We start from the raw sequence: 14,445 nt of genomic DNA, 5'->3' as shown, positions 1-14,445 counted from the left end.
ATTCGTTAGGGAGTTGGCCGATCTGAGCGACTCACCCTAGGGCAACTAAGCATGCGTTCATAAAATGATTAAAAAAAGTGCATTGTTTGATTGCAGCATGCCGCCAGTGGTGCGACAAAACGTCGTGACGTATCGTCATGTACCGCTACGGAGGATTTTATGACCGGCATCAAAGAACCCAGCTTTCGTGAAAGTGTTGACCTGATGTTCAACAGGGCAGCCGCCCTTATGGAGCTGCCGCCGGGGTTGGAGCAAAAGATCCGTGTCTGCAACGCAACCTACACAGTTCGATTTGGTGTTCGGTTGCGTGGTGAAATTCATACCTTCACCGGCTACAGATCTGTCCACTCGGAACATATGGAGCCGGTCAAGGGCGGTATTCGATATGCCACCGCAGTGAATCAGGACGAAGTCGAAGCCCTGGCTGCGCTGATGACGTATAAGTGCGCGCTTGTTGAAACGCCGTTTGGTGGCTCCAAGGGGGGGCTTTGCATTGATCCACGAGAATATGAAGAGCATGAGCTGGAACAGATCACGCGGCGATTTGCGTATGAGCTTGCAAAGCGAGACCTGATAAACCCATCGCAAAACGTGCCTGCGCCCGATATGGGCACCGGCGAACGTGAGATGGCCTGGATCGCCGACCAATACGCGCGGATGAACACAACGGATATCAACGCGCGCGCCTGTGTCACCGGCAAGCCCTTGAATGCGGGCGGCATTGCCGGGCGGGTCGAGGCGACCGGACGTGGCATCCAATATGCGCTGCGCGAGTTTTTCCGCCACCCTGAAGACATTCAAAAAGCAGGTTTGTCGGGCAAACTGGATGGTAAGCGCATTATCGTGCAGGGGCTTGGCAATGTAGGTTATCACGCAGCCAAGTTCCTGAGCGAAGAAGACGGCGCGCTCATCACCGGAATCATCGAATGGGATGGTGCGCTATTTAATCCCGACGGCATTGACGTCGAAGCCGTGCGGCAGTGGATTGTCAAACACGGCGGCGTAAAAGACTATCCCGATGCGACCCATTCCGCTGAAAGTGCAGCAGTGATGGAGGCCGAATGCGACATTCTGATCCCGGCGGCTTTGGAGGGTGTTATTAACCTGTCGAACGCCGATCGGATCAAGGCGCCGCTGATTATCGAAGCTGCCAATGGTCCGGTTACCGCTGGCGCGGATGAAGTCCTGCGCAAGAAAGGCACAGTGATCATCCCCGACATGTATGCAAATGCGGGCGGTGTGACGGTGTCTTATTTTGAATGGGTCAAGAACCTTAGCCATATCCGCTTTGGCCGGATGCAGCGTCGTCAGGAAGAATCGCGTCATGAACTGATCGTCAGCGAGCTGGAAAGGCTGGACCGGTACCTGGGCGATGCATGGTCTATGTCGCCGGACTTTAAGGCCAAGTACCTCAAAGGCGCGGATGAGCTTGAGCTGGTGCGCTCGGGTCTCGATGACACAATGCGCATTGCTTATCAGTCGATGCGTGAGGTTTGGCACAGCCGTGATGATGTCGAGGACCTGCGCACGGCGGCTTATATCGTGGCGATTGACCGTGTTGCGAAAAGCTACCGCGCCAAAGGTCTCTGAATCAGACAGGCGGGGTGATCAATTCGCCCCGCCTGCATCGGCTGCGGCTTGAATGTCCATGACAGCCCGTTAGGTTGACGGGCAATCTACGTCAAAGAAACGAATCTCCGGAGAATTCCATGTTGCGTATCGCTTTTGTTGCGGCTCTGTTGGCCACCCCTTTGGCCGCTCAGGAAACCAAGGAGCAAAGCTGCAAGTATCAAGCAGATGTGGTGGCTGCGATTCAAAAGGCGCGACTGGACCGTGTAAACGAACGTGACGTTGTACAAGCGGTGGCGGATAGCGGCCCGACATGGCCCGAAAACTACAATGCTGCAATCCCGCTGATCACACCTTGGGTTTATGAGCAAAAGATGCGGGATGTGCGCAAGAAAGACCTGGGCGCGGCGTGGCTTGAACTGTGCCTGCAACAATAATCCACAACCCGGCAATTTCCCTGTGGACAACCGCGCGCCATCCCCTTGGCGCGCGTTCCTGTTTCTGTCAGGTTTGACTCATGTCATTGCCCCCCGGATTTCTGGACGAATTGCGCACGCGGCTCAGCCTGTCTCAGGTTGTCGGGCGCAAAGTCATGTGGGACCAACGCAAGTCCAATCCGGGCAAAGGGGATATGTGGGCGCCTTGCCCGTTCCATCATGAAAAGACGGCCTCGTTCCACGTGGATGACCAAAAGGGGTTTTACTACTGCTTTGGCTGCCACGCTAAAGGCGACGCGATCAGTTTTGTGAAAGAGACCGAGAATGTCTCGTTCATCGAAGCTGTCGAGATTCTGGCCCGCGAAGCCGGGATGCCGATGCCTGCGCGCGATCCGAAGGCGCAGGAAAAACAGGACCACCGAACACAGCTGGCTGATGTGATGGAGCAGGCAGCGCAGTTCTTCCGCCTGCAACTCAAGACCGGGGCAGGAGCCGCCGCACGAGACTACCTCGCGCGCCGCGGGTTGAATGCGCAAGCACTGGACCGGTGGGAGATTGGATTTGCCCCGGACGATTGGCAGGCGCTTTGGGACCATCTGCGCGGCAAGAACGTGGCCGAGGACCTGATCCTTGGGGCCGGGCTGGCCAAGCCCTCGAACAAGGGCAAAAAGCCTTATGACACCTTCCGCAACCGCATCATGTACCCGATCCGCGACCCGCGCGGGCGTTGTATCGCGTTTGGCGGGCGGGCGATGGACCCCAATGACAACGCGAAATACCTGAACTCGCCCGAGACCGAGCTGTTCGACAAAGGACGCAGTCTTTACAATCAAGGCCCGGCACGTCAGGCGGCGGGGAAGGGTCAGCCGCTGATCGTGGCCGAAGGCTATATGGACGTGATCGCGCTGGTCGAAGCCGGCTTTGGCGCGTCGGTTGCCCCTTTGGGAACGGCCATCACCGAACATCAATTGCAACTGCTGTGGCGGATATCGGACGAGCCGATCATTGCGCTGGACGGCGACACAGCAGGTCTGCGCGCGGCGATGCGGGCGGTTGATCTGGCTTTGCCGCTGCTCGAAGCTGGAAAGTCGCTGCGGTTTGCCCTGATGCCCGAGGGCAAAGACCCCGACGACCTGCTGCGCGCCGAAGGGGCAGGTGCCGTGAAGGCCGTACTGGATGGTGCCATTCCGATGGTCAAGCTGCTGTGGCAGCGCGAGACCGACGGCAGGGTGTTCGACAGCCCCGAACGCAAGGCGGCTTTGGACAAGTCCCTGCGCGAGAAAATCAAGCTGATCCGCGACCCATCGATCCGGTCGCATTATGGGCAAGAGATCAAGGATTTGCGGTGGCACTTGTTCCGTCCGCAACGGCAGCCGCAATCCCGGCAATGGCAACCGCGTGGCAAATGGGTGCCGCCAAAACAGCCCGCCACACCCGGCGCGCGGTCCTCGTTTTTGGCCTCGTCCGAGAATGCCGAGATTCAACTGCGCGAAGCGGCCATTCTGGCTATTGCCGCGCTTAACCCCCAAGTCGTCGTGCAGTTCGAACACCAAATGGAAGAAATGGAATGCCGTGATCCCGATCATGCTGCATTGCGAACTGCAATCCTGCGCCACGCGATCGATGACCCGAACAATCTGAAGGACCACATTACCGAAACTTTAGGGCCCTCGGCCCTTGAAAACCTGCTGGCCCTTCGCCATGTCGCCGTAATCCCCTGTGTGTTCAAACCAGGCGACGTCGAAAAGGCCGAGATGACACTGGCCGAAGAACTCGCGAAAATCAAAGCGCTCCGGGGGTTGGATGCTGAGATTGCCGAAGCCGCAGAGGAGTTGTCCGATCTGGCCGATGAGGCGCTGACATATAGGCTGGCGCAAGCGGCGGAAGAACGCAATCGGACAAGCCGAAGCCAGAATGAGGACAAGGCCATATTCGACATCGCCGACAACGGGGCGCGAATCAACCGCGACGAGAAAGACGCGTTCGAGGCGATTATGTCCGGCATCAAATTCGAGCGGAAACGCCGGTAAAATGGTGTTTTCGTAAGGCACTGGAAAAGAAAAACAGGTAAACGGGTGGCCGAATCACTTCTACGCGCTAATGATTCGGATCAAACGAATCACCCATCCCTGCAGGAGCATTGAATGGCCGCCAAAGATACGACCGAAGATAGCAAATCCGACGAGCAGGAACAGGAAATCTCGCTGGACATGAGCCAGGCCAACGTCAAGAAGATGATCGCCGAGGCCCGCGAGAAAGGTTACATCACCTACGATCAGCTCAATCAGGTTTTGCCGCCTGATCAGGTCAGCTCGGAACAGATCGAAGACGTTATGTCGATGCTGTCCGAGATGGGCATCAACATCATCGAAGATGAAGAGGCCGAAGAGGAAGAGAACAAAGGCTCGACCGATCTGACAACCACAGAAAGCAACCGCGAGGTTGCGTTGGCAGGGGCCGCCACCGAAAAGCTGGACCGCACCGACGACCCTGTTCGCATGTATCTGCGCGAGATGGGTTCGGTTGAACTGCTCAGCCGTGAGGGCGAGATTGCCATCGCCAAGCGGATTGAAGCAGGGCGCAACACCATGATCGCAGGCCTGTGCGAAAGCCCGTTGACCTTCCAGGCGATCACCATCTGGCACGATGAATTGTTGTCCGAAGACATTCTGCTGCGGGATGTCATCGATCTGGAAACCACGTTCGGCAACCAGCTGGACGAAGACGGCGACGCGCCAGTTGTTGATGCGTCTGCCGTGCAGGCTGCAAAACCTGCAAGAGAGGCCGGGCCGGAACTGGATGCGGATGGCAACCCGATCACCAGCGACGACGATGATGACGAAGACGATCAGGTTAATATGTCGCTAGCCGCGATGGAAGCGGCATTGAAGGATCAGGTTCTGACCACTCTGGAACGGATCTCTACCGATTTCGCGATGCTGTCTGAAATGCAGGACAGCCGTATCTCGGCCACCCTGAACGAGGATGGCACGTTCAGCGAAGAGGACGAGGCGACTTATCAGAAGTTGCGGGCCGAGATTGTGCAACTGGTGAATGGTCTTCACCTGCACAACAACCGGATCGAAGCTTTGATCGATCAGCTTTACGGTATCAACCGTCGCGTTATGGCGCTGGACAGCTCGATGGTGAAGCTGGCCGATCAGGCGCGGATCAACCGTCGCGAGTTCATCGACGAATACCGCGGCCGCGAACTTGACCCGAACTGGCTGGCCGAGATGGCGGAAAAGCCGGGTCGGGGTTGGCAGATGTTCATCGAACGCTCGACCGCGAAGGTCGAAGAGCTGCGCAACGACATGGCTCAGGTCGGCCAGTATGTGGGTCTGGACATCAGCGAATTCCGCCGCATCGTTCAGCAGGTCCAGAAGGGCGAAAAAGAGGCGCGGCAGGCCAAGAAGGAAATGGTCGAAGCCAACCTGCGTCTGGTGATCTCGATCGCCAAGAAGTACACGAACCGCGGCCTGCAATTCCTTGATCTTATTCAGGAAGGTAATATCGGCCTGATGAAGGCGGTAGACAAGTTCGAATACCGCCGCGGCTATAAGTTCTCGACCTATGCAACGTGGTGGATTCGTCAGGCGATCACGCGTTCGATCGCGGATCAGGCGCGCACGATCCGTATTCCGGTTCACATGATCGAAACGATCAACAAGCTGGTCCGGACCGGCCGCCAGATGCTGCACGAGATCGGCCGCGAACCGACACCCGAGGAACTGGCCGAAAAGCTGCAAATGCCGCTTGAGAAGGTTCGCAAGGTGATGAAAATCGCCAAAGAGCCGATTTCGCTGGAAACGCCGATTGGTGACGAAGAAGACAGCCAGCTGGGTGATTTCATCGAGGACAAGAATGCCGTGCTGCCTCTGGACAGCGCCATTCAGGAAAACCTCAAGGAAACCACCACACGGGTTTTGGCCTCGCTCACCCCGCGCGAAGAACGTGTGCTGCGGATGCGTTTCGGCATCGGTATGAACACCGATCACACGCTTGAAGAGGTGGGTCAGCAGTTCAGCGTGACCCGCGAACGTATTCGCCAGATCGAAGCGAAGGCGCTGCGGAAGCTGAAGCATCCCAGCCGATCCCGAAAACTTCGGTCCTTCCTGGATCAATAATTTCCAAGGCGCCTCACCCGAGGCGCCTTTTTTCAATCAAGGCGCTCTTCACGATGGCCTGTTCTCCCATCACATTGGCGGGAACGCACAAGGCCCGGACCTTCTGTCCTTCTATATCCGTTTTGTCCACTCATGGGACGGGCCGGGGCGAGGTTTTTCAAGCTGATGACCCCCGGTCTCACGTCCGTATCGGGTGTGCCAATCGCGTCTTGAACGCGCTGGGCGGCTGGCCTGTCCAACGTTTGAAAGCGGTCGAAAATGCGGCCTGATCCGCATAGCCCAGCGAATAGGCGATTTCGGACAAGGGCATTTCATTCTTGATAAAGGTCTGCGCCAGGTCGCACCGCAGTTCGTCGACAACATCGCGATAGCTGGTGCCTTCATCCCTGAGGCGCCTGCTGAAGGTTCTAAGGCTCATCCCCAGATCAGTCGCGACGCTTTCGGCCTGCGGGATTGCGCCGGGCAGGGAACGGGTAACCAGCCCTTCGACATTGGAGCGGGTCAGATGTTTGGGCGCGCCTCTCTCAGAAAGCAGGCGATCTGCATATCCCAGCAAGTGCTCTCTGAGTTGGGGGTCATATGTCGGCACAGGCAGGTCCAGCGCGGAAAGTGGCAGGATAATCTCGAGGTTCTCAGCCCCAAAGGTCACAGGAAAACCGGCAAGCTTCTCAAATCTTCGGGCGTGGTCGCCGACCCTGTGCTGAAACCGAATTTCTATCGGATAGAGATTGACTTGCGTCAGGTTCCGCATTCTGGCCAGGGCAGCAAATATCAGGAACTCGGTGCGTCTGTGATACCGCGCAAATCCGGGGTCTTTCCACTCGGCTTCCAAGGTCGCAAAGTTACCCGCGACGCGCAGGTTAAGCGCGATGGCAGGGTCGATGATGCCGTGAAAGCGCGAAAGGTTCTCCATCACCTGTTTCAGATCGCGGGAACACTTGCTGATATAGGCGATCACGGTCGAGGCTGACGTAACCTCAAGACCCGTGCGAGCCGCAAACGTGACGTCGTGGGTGGCGTCACATGCATAACGGATAAACAAAGCCTCGCTTTGTACGCTGTAGGTTGAGACCGGCGGCGCGATATCCTGAGGGCGCAGCCCTGCCATCTTCAGGACATTACAGGACATATCGCCATTTCCGGAATAGCGGTCCAGTGCCTGAACAAACAGATGAAGTCGGCCGATATCGACATCCATCGCGAAGCAGTACCTCAAATTTTCAAATACATAAGCGGACTATTACAGAATTCTCTTTCATGATCGACGGTGCTGACAAGTCGATTTCACACAGAAACAAGCCATCGGTGGCAAATTCTCGAAATTTATTGCCCGGTATGGACAAGCGTCGCCATGTGCAACGAACCAATTCAGCAATGTTGCCGGGTCCAGACCTTTATGGGGATGAGGTCAGAGCCTCGGGGAAATCACCAGCCTCTGGTCAAGGCTCCCCGGCACGCCCCCATACCTTTCGTACATGTCGCATTGCTTCGCTCAGGTGGTTTTGTCAGGCTGGCTTTAAGTCAAAAATACCGGTGAAAAACCTTGCAAGATGTTTTTGAGAATACAGGGGTTTATGACCAAAACCTGATTGTGTTTGACGGCGAATGCGTGCTGTGTTCGGGGTTTTTCCAGTTTATGCTGAAACGTGACCGGCGCCATGTTTTCCAATTTGCCACGGCGCAGTCCCCGCTTGGGCAAAAACTGTACCGAGATCTCGGCCTTCCCACACAGGATTTTCAAACCAATCTGGTGGTCGTGGATGGCGCTGTTTTTCAGCATCTGGATGCATTTTCTGAGGCGATGCGACAGTTGCGCGCTCCGTGGTCGCTGTTATCAATATGCCGGTTTCTGCCTCGGCCCATCAAGGATCCGGCCTATCGCTTGATCGCACGAAACAGATACGCGTTCTTTGGGCGTTCCAAGACATGTCTGGTTCCCTGTCCCGATATCAGGGCTCGTTTTGCCGAAAACGGGTACTAGCGATGGGAGATCCCTTTCTTAAGGCGATAGGATCGACCGAAAGGTTGCCAAGGGCGGCTCGAGTTCTGCACACGAGCGAGGGCTACTTTACGGGGCGCTGCGACATCGAACGTGGCAAAGGGCTATGGGTTGCCCTTGCAACACGTCTGGCCGGATTTCCGCGAAGCGGCAAAGACGTCCCCGTTTCTCTGCACATTGGTGCAAATGGCGAATTCTGGTCATGGGACCGGAATTTCGCGGGCCACAAAACCCGATCAACTCTGAAATATGATACGAAAAGAGAGTGTGTTCGGGAATCTTTCGGCTCGATCTCAATCTGGTTAAAGCCCATTTGGCGGGAAAACGGAATGGATATCAAAATCCTCCGCCTGACCGTGTTTGGTATTCCGATGCCAGCTTTTACCTTGCCGCGATCAAGAACGCGCGAATGGCAGGACAAAACGGGGCGCTTTCGGTTTGATGTGTCTGCTGGCGCGCCGGGACTGGGAATGTTGATCAGGTATCAGGGATGGCTCACGCCGGTTCACGTATCGCACGAGACAGATTAAACAGAACGTGAGCGACCCTGTGCCGACGAAGCTAATGGCCTAACCTTTTTGACACACACAATCAGGGAAGTAATGACAATGAAACATACACGGACATTTGCCGCGATTGCCGCCCTGGCGTTCAGCATTCCCATGGCTGCTGACGCAGCGCCGCACGGGTACCGGACCGAGCCGATAAACGCCACTGACTTCGAGGTTATTCCGCGCGGCGACCAGCGTACCGAAGGATACTGGTGCGCGGCAGCGGATTATGCACGGCGTACTTTGGGCGCGGGCTGGCGCGATCCGATCTACGTGTTGCGCGGGTATGGGCCAAGCGTCACCACAGGGCGTAAAACAGCGGTTCAGTTTTCGATCAAGCCGCCACAGAATGTCGGTGCGCAGCCAAGCAGCTTTGTTTCGGTTGGTTTTCAGCCGGGGTACAGCATGTCTGTACAAGGCGCGAATGCCAGGTGTAACTATCGACCGTTCTTTAACGACTGACAAAACGGCGAGACACCGTGAATGCAGACTGAATTTGTAATACAGACCCAAGGTTCAGGTCTTTACGAGTTCACGGCCGAGTTGACGCATTGGCTGGGGCAGGTGGCGACGGATGGCTTACTGACGCTTTTCGTTCGCCACACCTCCTGTTCGTTGCTTATTCAGGAAAACGCGGATCCCGAAGTTCAAACCGACCTTCGGGCGTTCTTCGAAAGGCTGGTGCCGCCATCCAATCACCCGTCAATGTCGTATCTAAGGCATACTTATGAAGGCCCCGATGACATGCCCGCGCATATAAAAGCTGCGCTGTTGCCTGTATCCTTGTCGATACCTGTGTCGCAGGGTCGCCCATGCCTTGGAACATGGCAGGGGATATATCTGTTTGAACACCGCACGGCACCACACCAGAGACGGATTGCAGCGCACCTGGCCTGACCCTTTATCTAGCGGTTGAAATTTCCGACTACCCAAATCCTAGTTGCTGCCCTATAGTTGTGGATAAGTAAGTCGCAGCGCTTACAAAAAGAGGCGGAACAAGGGACGAGGAGACGGCGGATGCGCTGCCCGTTTTGCGGAAATATCGATACTCAGGTAAAAGATTCACGTCCGGCAGAGGATCACGTGGCAATCCGCCGACGCCGGTTCTGCCCGGCCTGTGGCGGGCGGTTCACGACCTATGAACGTGTGCAACTGCGTGATTTGGTTGTCATAAAGACCAATGGGAAGCGCGAGGACTTCGACCGCGACAAACTGGAACGTTCGATCCGTATCTCGATGCAGAAACGGCCAGTTGATCCTGAACGGATCGATCAGATGATATCGGGTATCGTACGTCGGCTGGAAAGCATGGGCGATACGGATATCCCGTCCCACAAGATCGGCGAGATCGTCATGGAAGCTCTGGCGCGGATCGATACCGTCGCTTATGTTCGCTTTGCGAGTGTGTACAAGAATTTCCAGGCGGCCGATGATTTTGAGGAGTTTGTCCACGAACTGCGCCCGCCGCAGCCACCGACGGACGAGTGAGCGAAACAGATAAGCGATTCATGGCGCTGGCCCTGTCACTGGGGCGGCGCGGTCAGGGGATGTGCTGGCCAAACCCTGCAGTGGGTTGTGTTATCGTGCGCAAAGGCCGGATTGTCGGGCGCGGTTGGACCCAGCCGGGCGGTCGCCCCCATGCCGAGACCGAGGCTTTGGCGCAAGCCGGGCAGGCCGCGCACGGTGCGACCGCCTATGTAACTTTGGAACCCTGCGCCCATCACGGCAAGACACCCCCCTGTGCCGAGGCTTTGATTGCTGCGGGTGTCGCCCGTGTCGTGGCCGCCGTGGAAGACAGTGATCTGCGCGTCGCAGGGCAGGGCTTTGCCAAGTTGCGCGAGGCCGGAATTAAGGTCGTAACCGGTGTCCTCGCAGAGCAGGCGGAACGTGATCTGGAAGGCTTCTTCCTGAAGACGGAACAAGGCCGACCTTTCGTGACCCTCAAGCTGGCCAGCAGTTTTGATGGGCGGATCGCAACCTCGACCGGACACAGCCAATGGATTACCGGGCCACAGGCGCGTCGTGTTGTCCATGCCATGCGTGCGCGTCACGATGCGGTGATGGTCGGAGCGGGTACCGCGCGGGCCGACGATCCGTCACTGACGGTTCGGGATCTTGGCGTTGAACATCAACCGGTGCGCGTTGTCGTTTCGCGCCATATGGACATATCCCTGATGGGACATTTGGCCCGCACGGCATCAAAGACACCTGTCTGGCTCTGCCATGCGCATCACCCGGATTCCGAGCGCGCGAAAGCCTGGGAAGGATTGGGCGCAAGGCTGATCCCCTGCGCGTTGAAAGATCATCAGATTGACGCGGTCGATCTGCTCCATCAGTTGGGGCAAGCCGGTCTGACTAGCGTCTTCTGCGAAGGGGGGGCGGCGCTGGCGGCGTCACTGCTGGCCGAGGATCTGGTGGATGAACTGGTCGGATTTACTGCCGGATTGACCATCGGTGCCGAGGGGCTGGCGGCAGTTGGAACATTGGGGTTAACGACGCTGGACGCTGCGCCAAGATTCGAGCTGACGGAAACCAATAGGGTGGGTGGGGATATCCTGCACCGTTGGCGCAGGGCGTCTGACTAGGTTTAGCGCCACAAGTGCGCATGTGTCGCAAACACGCCCTGAAGTTTTGACAGAACACGATTGAAGGGACCGGTCGGGGCACAAGTGCCCTGCGCCAGACGTTCAACGGCAACCTCGACGGGGCAGGGTTGCCCCGTGACCGGGTCGAAATAGCGAGGGTAATCAATCAGGGTGGCATGGACGAGGCCCATCAACGTCGGTCGCGCACCACGCCGGGCAGGAACAGCCCCCAGATCCGTGGTCAGCCCCCAACCCGCATAGAAAGGCGCGCCCAGAGTTGTAACCTTCACGCCGCGCAGCAAAGCTTCGAACCCCAGAAGCGACGTCATGGTCCATACTTCCTGCACGTGCAGCAACAATGATGCGGGGTCTGTTTGGGTTGCGACGATGTCGGCAATTGCTTCGGCATCGATCCTGCCTTCGCGCAAACCCGCTTCGACATCGGGGTGGGGTTTGTAAATCAGGATCGCGTCGGGATTGGCGTCGCGCGCAGCTTTCAGCAGGTCCAGATTGTTGCGAACCGCGCTGGTACCCAACAGGATTGAGGCATCGTCCTCGACCTGTCCGGGCACAAGAATACGATGGCCTTCGGGCAGGGGGCTGGCGGGATTGCCGGTATTGTATTTGCTCAAGCCTGCGGCCAAGAGGTTCTCGATAAGACGCTCTGCGCGCAGGTCCTGATCCGGCCTCAACGTTTCACGCAAAGTGATCAACTCTTCCAACTGGCTGGGTTTTGTCGGGTCGTAATAGATACCGAATTCGTCCGTCACCAGCGACAGTGGCGGGACCAGTGCCGCCCCAAGTCCGCGTGAACGCAAGAACCCGTCTTCGACCCGAACCGCCCCTTCGGTGTTTCTTGCCTGGCTGGCCCAGACCATGTGGGGGTGGTCCGGTGTGCCGGGTTGAGATGCCGTAAAGCGCAGCTTTCCATGTTGTCCGAAGAACTGTTGCAGATGCCTGCGTTTCCACAAGCGCATCCCGGATGCCGTCCAGCCGTTCTTGTCCTGTCGCCAAACGCGGGTCTGTGCCTCTAACGTGTCCAGCACCGTTTCCAGCTCGCACAGCTGATCGCGATAGGGATCGTACCAAGTCGGGTAAAGCAGCATGGCGGCCGCGAACAATTGTGCCCGTGTCAGGCTGCGCTGACGACGCGGAACGGGGCGGTCATCCTGCGTCAGGCCCCATCCTGCATAGAAAGGTTGGCCGAAAACACGCGGTTTGTGGCCAGCCAGAATTGCCTCAAACCCCAGTTGCGAGGACACGGTGTAGACTGCGACAGCCCCTTCAAGCAACGGCCATGGGCTGATCGGGTCGCTGAACTGCGATATCCGGTCTGACAGGTCCTGATTGGTAAAATGCCCCTGACGGTGACCAGCCAGTGTTTCAGGATGCGTCTTGATCAGGATACGCGCGCCGGGGTTTTCCTCCTGCGCCAAGACAAGCATTTCAAGAAACCGGGCGCGGTCCGCTCTGCTTGCTGTTACCGACGCATCGCCGGCCGTCTGATCAATCACCAGAACATAACCCGGATCGGGTGGGTCAAGATCGAGATCGAAGGCGGAGTACTTGCTGAGGTTAAGCTCCCTGATCCGCGTGATCGCGGCGCGGGCCCGGTTCAGCAGGGCCGTGTCATCCAGCGGGTGCGTGGCCAGCACTGTTTCAAGCTCAGACGGCGTGGCGGCATCGAAATGCAGGCCGGAACGATCCAGCAACAGCCCCAAAGGGGGCTCGCCATTCCGGCCCGGGTGCAGAGATCTGAGAAAGGCGTCCTCGACCCGCAGAACCGGGGCAGCGTGTTTTTCGGCGATCTTAAGGCCGCGATGTGCTGTCGGGCTGTTACCCCAGACGCCTACGCAATCGCCGTCTTTGGGATATCCCAGACGAATGTCGTAACCCGAAAGCGACAGGATTCGTCTCAGACGTTTCTGGGTCAGAAAGCCGCCGTTATAGACGAACAGCCGATTTTGCCCGCTCCCGGCTGACGTGTCGGGATCGGGCCTCATGCATCAATTGCCAGTTAGGGTGGCAACGTTTGCAACGGGTGTCAGACCGCCTGCGATAAGTGAGATCGATTTGCTCCATTGTGCATAGGGCGCTTCGGTCACGTAGATCGTATCATCGTCCCGGATCACGAAATCGCGTGCAATGAACAGGCCGTTGGGGGCTGTCAGGTTCAGCAGGTAGATCATGCGCTGATCCCCTTTGAGGTCGGCGCGTCCGGTGATACTGCGGGCGACATCCTGACGTTCCTTGCGCAGGATAAAGATACCCGTTGGATCTGAGGACAGCGTCAGCAGACCACCGACCTGTGCCAAGGCTTCCAGTGCCGACAGGTCCTGGCTTTCAAATGCCACGCGCGACTGGCCCCCGGTTGCGCCAAGGGCGATATACGATCTGCTGTCCTCTTCCACCAGAATGCGGTCGCCACCGCGCAGGGCGACGTCCAGCTTGGGGTTGCGAAACAGGTCCTCGTACCAGACGGTACCCTTCTGATCGCCCCGGATCAGGGTCACCAGCGCGATGTCAGACGCGACCGAGACTCCGCCTGCCTGGGACAACATACCAAGCAGCGACCGGGTTGGCCGTTCAATCGGATAAATGCCCGGCGCGGCAACCGTGCCCGTCAGCGAGACGGTGGACCCGTCACCAGCGACGCGCCGCACTTCGACCTGCGGGTCCGGCGTTTGCTCCTGAAGCTTGTCTGTGATCAGAACGCGCAGCTGTTCCGGCGTGTTTCCCGCAGCCCGAATCCGGCCTGCATAGGGAACAAAGATAAATCCGTCGCTGTCGACTTGAACCTCATTCAACGCGGTTGCAAGACCGGTTTCGCCGGACAGAAGGCCATCGTCGACGTTTTCCCAGATGGTCAGCCCCAGCACGTCGCCAGGGCGGACGGTATCCGCGGTCAATGTCTGGGCACTGCTAAAGGAGGAAGAAAAACCATACTGAGGAATAGCGGATGTCGCGCGTGTGACGTTGTCATCAACTTCAACGACAAATGCGTTGCCCCCTTTTTGAACTGAACCGGCCAGAATTTCGGATTTGTTCGGTCCGGATTTTGGCAGCTGGCACGCGGCCAGCAGGCCAATTGCAGCCACAAAGGACACGCCCCGAATCCATCGCCTAGGAGAGACTTTCACCGCCCGATATCCTCAGTCTTTTGTAGTTGCGTGCAGA

Annotated in this window: 13 protein-coding genes; 10 read left to right on the top strand and 3 right to left on the bottom strand. The window is 57.5% G+C overall.

Annotated elements, in window-relative coordinates:
• The first annotated feature begins 159 nt into the window (after nucleotides 1-159).
• From AC2FNC_RS02640 to rpoD, 4 genes are all read left to right on the top strand, one after another.
• Complete coding sequence (locus AC2FNC_RS02640; RefSeq protein WP_496714545.1) at nucleotides 160-1,590, top strand: Glu/Leu/Phe/Val family dehydrogenase; 1,431 nt, start codon at nucleotides 160-162, stop codon at nucleotides 1,588-1,590.
• A 119-nt stretch (nucleotides 1,591-1,709) separates the two neighbouring features.
• Nucleotides 1,710-2,006, top strand: a complete 297-nt coding sequence (locus AC2FNC_RS02635) for a hypothetical protein (protein WP_480554631.1) — start codon at nucleotides 1,710-1,712, stop codon at nucleotides 2,004-2,006.
• Nucleotides 2,007-2,086: 80 nt separating this feature from the next.
• Complete coding sequence (gene dnaG, locus AC2FNC_RS02630; RefSeq protein ID WP_496714544.1) at nucleotides 2,087-4,036, top strand: DNA primase; 1,950 nt, start codon at nucleotides 2,087-2,089, stop codon at nucleotides 4,034-4,036.
• 114 nt (nucleotides 4,037-4,150) lie between these two features.
• Nucleotides 4,151-6,133, top strand: coding sequence for an RNA polymerase sigma factor RpoD (rpoD, locus tag AC2FNC_RS02625; RefSeq protein WP_480476408.1), 1,983 nt, complete (start codon nucleotides 4,151-4,153; stop codon nucleotides 6,131-6,133).
• A 178-nt stretch (nucleotides 6,134-6,311) separates the two neighbouring features.
• Here rpoD and AC2FNC_RS02620 read toward each other — a convergent pair whose 3' ends face one another.
• Nucleotides 6,312-7,331: a helix-turn-helix domain-containing protein gene (locus AC2FNC_RS02620; RefSeq protein ID WP_496714543.1), complete on the bottom strand. Its 1,020-nt coding sequence runs from the start codon at nucleotides 7,329-7,331 to the stop codon at nucleotides 6,312-6,314.
• A 438-nt stretch (nucleotides 7,332-7,769) separates the two neighbouring features.
• Between AC2FNC_RS02620 and AC2FNC_RS02615 the strand changes: the two genes are divergently transcribed.
• From AC2FNC_RS02615 to ribD, 6 genes are all read left to right on the top strand, one after another.
• A complete protein-coding gene (locus AC2FNC_RS02615; RefSeq protein WP_480554723.1) occupies nucleotides 7,770-8,114 on the top strand; it encodes a thiol-disulfide oxidoreductase DCC family protein in 345 nt (114 codons plus the stop codon).
• Nucleotides 8,060-8,662, top strand: coding sequence for a DUF4166 domain-containing protein (locus AC2FNC_RS02610; RefSeq protein WP_496714542.1), 603 nt, complete (start codon nucleotides 8,060-8,062; stop codon nucleotides 8,660-8,662). Before AC2FNC_RS02615 ends, AC2FNC_RS02610 begins: the two co-directional genes overlap by 55 nt.
• 78 nt (nucleotides 8,663-8,740) lie before the next feature.
• Complete coding sequence (locus AC2FNC_RS02605) at nucleotides 8,741-9,145, top strand: hypothetical protein (RefSeq protein WP_480476416.1); 405 nt, start codon at nucleotides 8,741-8,743, stop codon at nucleotides 9,143-9,145.
• Nucleotides 9,146-9,166: 21 nt separating this feature from the next.
• Nucleotides 9,167-9,580 carry a secondary thiamine-phosphate synthase enzyme YjbQ gene (locus AC2FNC_RS02600; protein WP_480476418.1) on the top strand — a complete coding sequence of 138 codons (414 nt, stop codon included), beginning with the start codon at nucleotides 9,167-9,169 and terminating at the stop codon, nucleotides 9,578-9,580.
• 120 nt (nucleotides 9,581-9,700) lie between these two features.
• Nucleotides 9,701-10,171 carry a transcriptional regulator NrdR gene (gene nrdR, locus AC2FNC_RS02595; RefSeq protein WP_267367325.1) on the top strand — a complete coding sequence of 157 codons (471 nt, stop codon included), beginning with the start codon at nucleotides 9,701-9,703 and terminating at the stop codon, nucleotides 10,169-10,171.
• Nucleotides 10,168-11,268 (top strand): bifunctional diaminohydroxyphosphoribosylaminopyrimidine deaminase/5-amino-6-(5-phosphoribosylamino)uracil reductase RibD, encoded by a 1,101-nt coding sequence (gene ribD, locus AC2FNC_RS02590; RefSeq protein WP_496714541.1) that lies wholly within the window; start codon nucleotides 10,168-10,170, stop codon nucleotides 11,266-11,268. Before nrdR ends, ribD begins: the two co-directional genes overlap by 4 nt.
• Nucleotides 11,269-11,270: 2 nt before the next feature.
• Here the strand turns inward: ribD and AC2FNC_RS02585 are convergent, their stop codons facing one another.
• Nucleotides 11,271-13,271 carry a capsule polysaccharide biogenesis protein gene (locus AC2FNC_RS02585; protein ID WP_480476422.1) on the bottom strand — a complete coding sequence of 667 codons (2,001 nt, stop codon included), beginning with the start codon at nucleotides 13,269-13,271 and terminating at the stop codon, nucleotides 11,271-11,273.
• A 3-nt stretch (nucleotides 13,272-13,274) separates the two neighbouring features.
• Nucleotides 13,275-14,408: a polysaccharide biosynthesis/export family protein gene (locus AC2FNC_RS02580; RefSeq protein WP_480622381.1), complete on the bottom strand. Its 1,134-nt coding sequence runs from the start codon at nucleotides 14,406-14,408 to the stop codon at nucleotides 13,275-13,277.
• Between the last annotated feature and the right edge of the window lie 37 nt (nucleotides 14,409-14,445).

This window comes from Ruegeria sp. BHSA123 (genome assembly GCF_059613425.1).
The sequence above is the reverse complement of the archived record's forward strand: the minus strand, read 5'-3'. Positions and strand labels throughout refer to the sequence as shown.

Coding starts and splice junctions, on each gene's coding strand:
- AC2FNC_RS02640 (WP_496714545.1), top strand. CDS start 160: ATGACCGGCATCAAAGAACCCAGCTTTCGTGAAAGTGTTGACCTGATG.
- AC2FNC_RS02635 (WP_480554631.1), top strand. CDS start 1,710: ATGTTGCGTATCGCTTTTGTTGCGGCTCTGTTGGCCACCCCTTTGGCC.
- dnaG (WP_496714544.1), top strand. CDS start 2,087: ATGTCATTGCCCCCCGGATTTCTGGACGAATTGCGCACGCGGCTCAGC.
- rpoD (WP_480476408.1), top strand. CDS start 4,151: ATGGCCGCCAAAGATACGACCGAAGATAGCAAATCCGACGAGCAGGAA.
- AC2FNC_RS02620 (WP_496714543.1), bottom strand. CDS start 7,331: ATGGATGTCGATATCGGCCGACTTCATCTGTTTGTTCAGGCACTGGAC.
- AC2FNC_RS02615 (WP_480554723.1), top strand. CDS start 7,770: ATGCTGAAACGTGACCGGCGCCATGTTTTCCAATTTGCCACGGCGCAG.
- AC2FNC_RS02610 (WP_496714542.1), top strand. CDS start 8,060: ATGTCTGGTTCCCTGTCCCGATATCAGGGCTCGTTTTGCCGAAAACGG.
- AC2FNC_RS02605 (WP_480476416.1), top strand. CDS start 8,741: ATGAAACATACACGGACATTTGCCGCGATTGCCGCCCTGGCGTTCAGC.
- AC2FNC_RS02600 (WP_480476418.1), top strand. CDS start 9,167: ATGCAGACTGAATTTGTAATACAGACCCAAGGTTCAGGTCTTTACGAG.
- nrdR (WP_267367325.1), top strand. CDS start 9,701: ATGCGCTGCCCGTTTTGCGGAAATATCGATACTCAGGTAAAAGATTCA.
- AC2FNC_RS02585 (WP_480476422.1), bottom strand. CDS start 13,271: ATGAGGCCCGATCCCGACACGTCAGCCGGGAGCGGGCAAAATCGGCTG.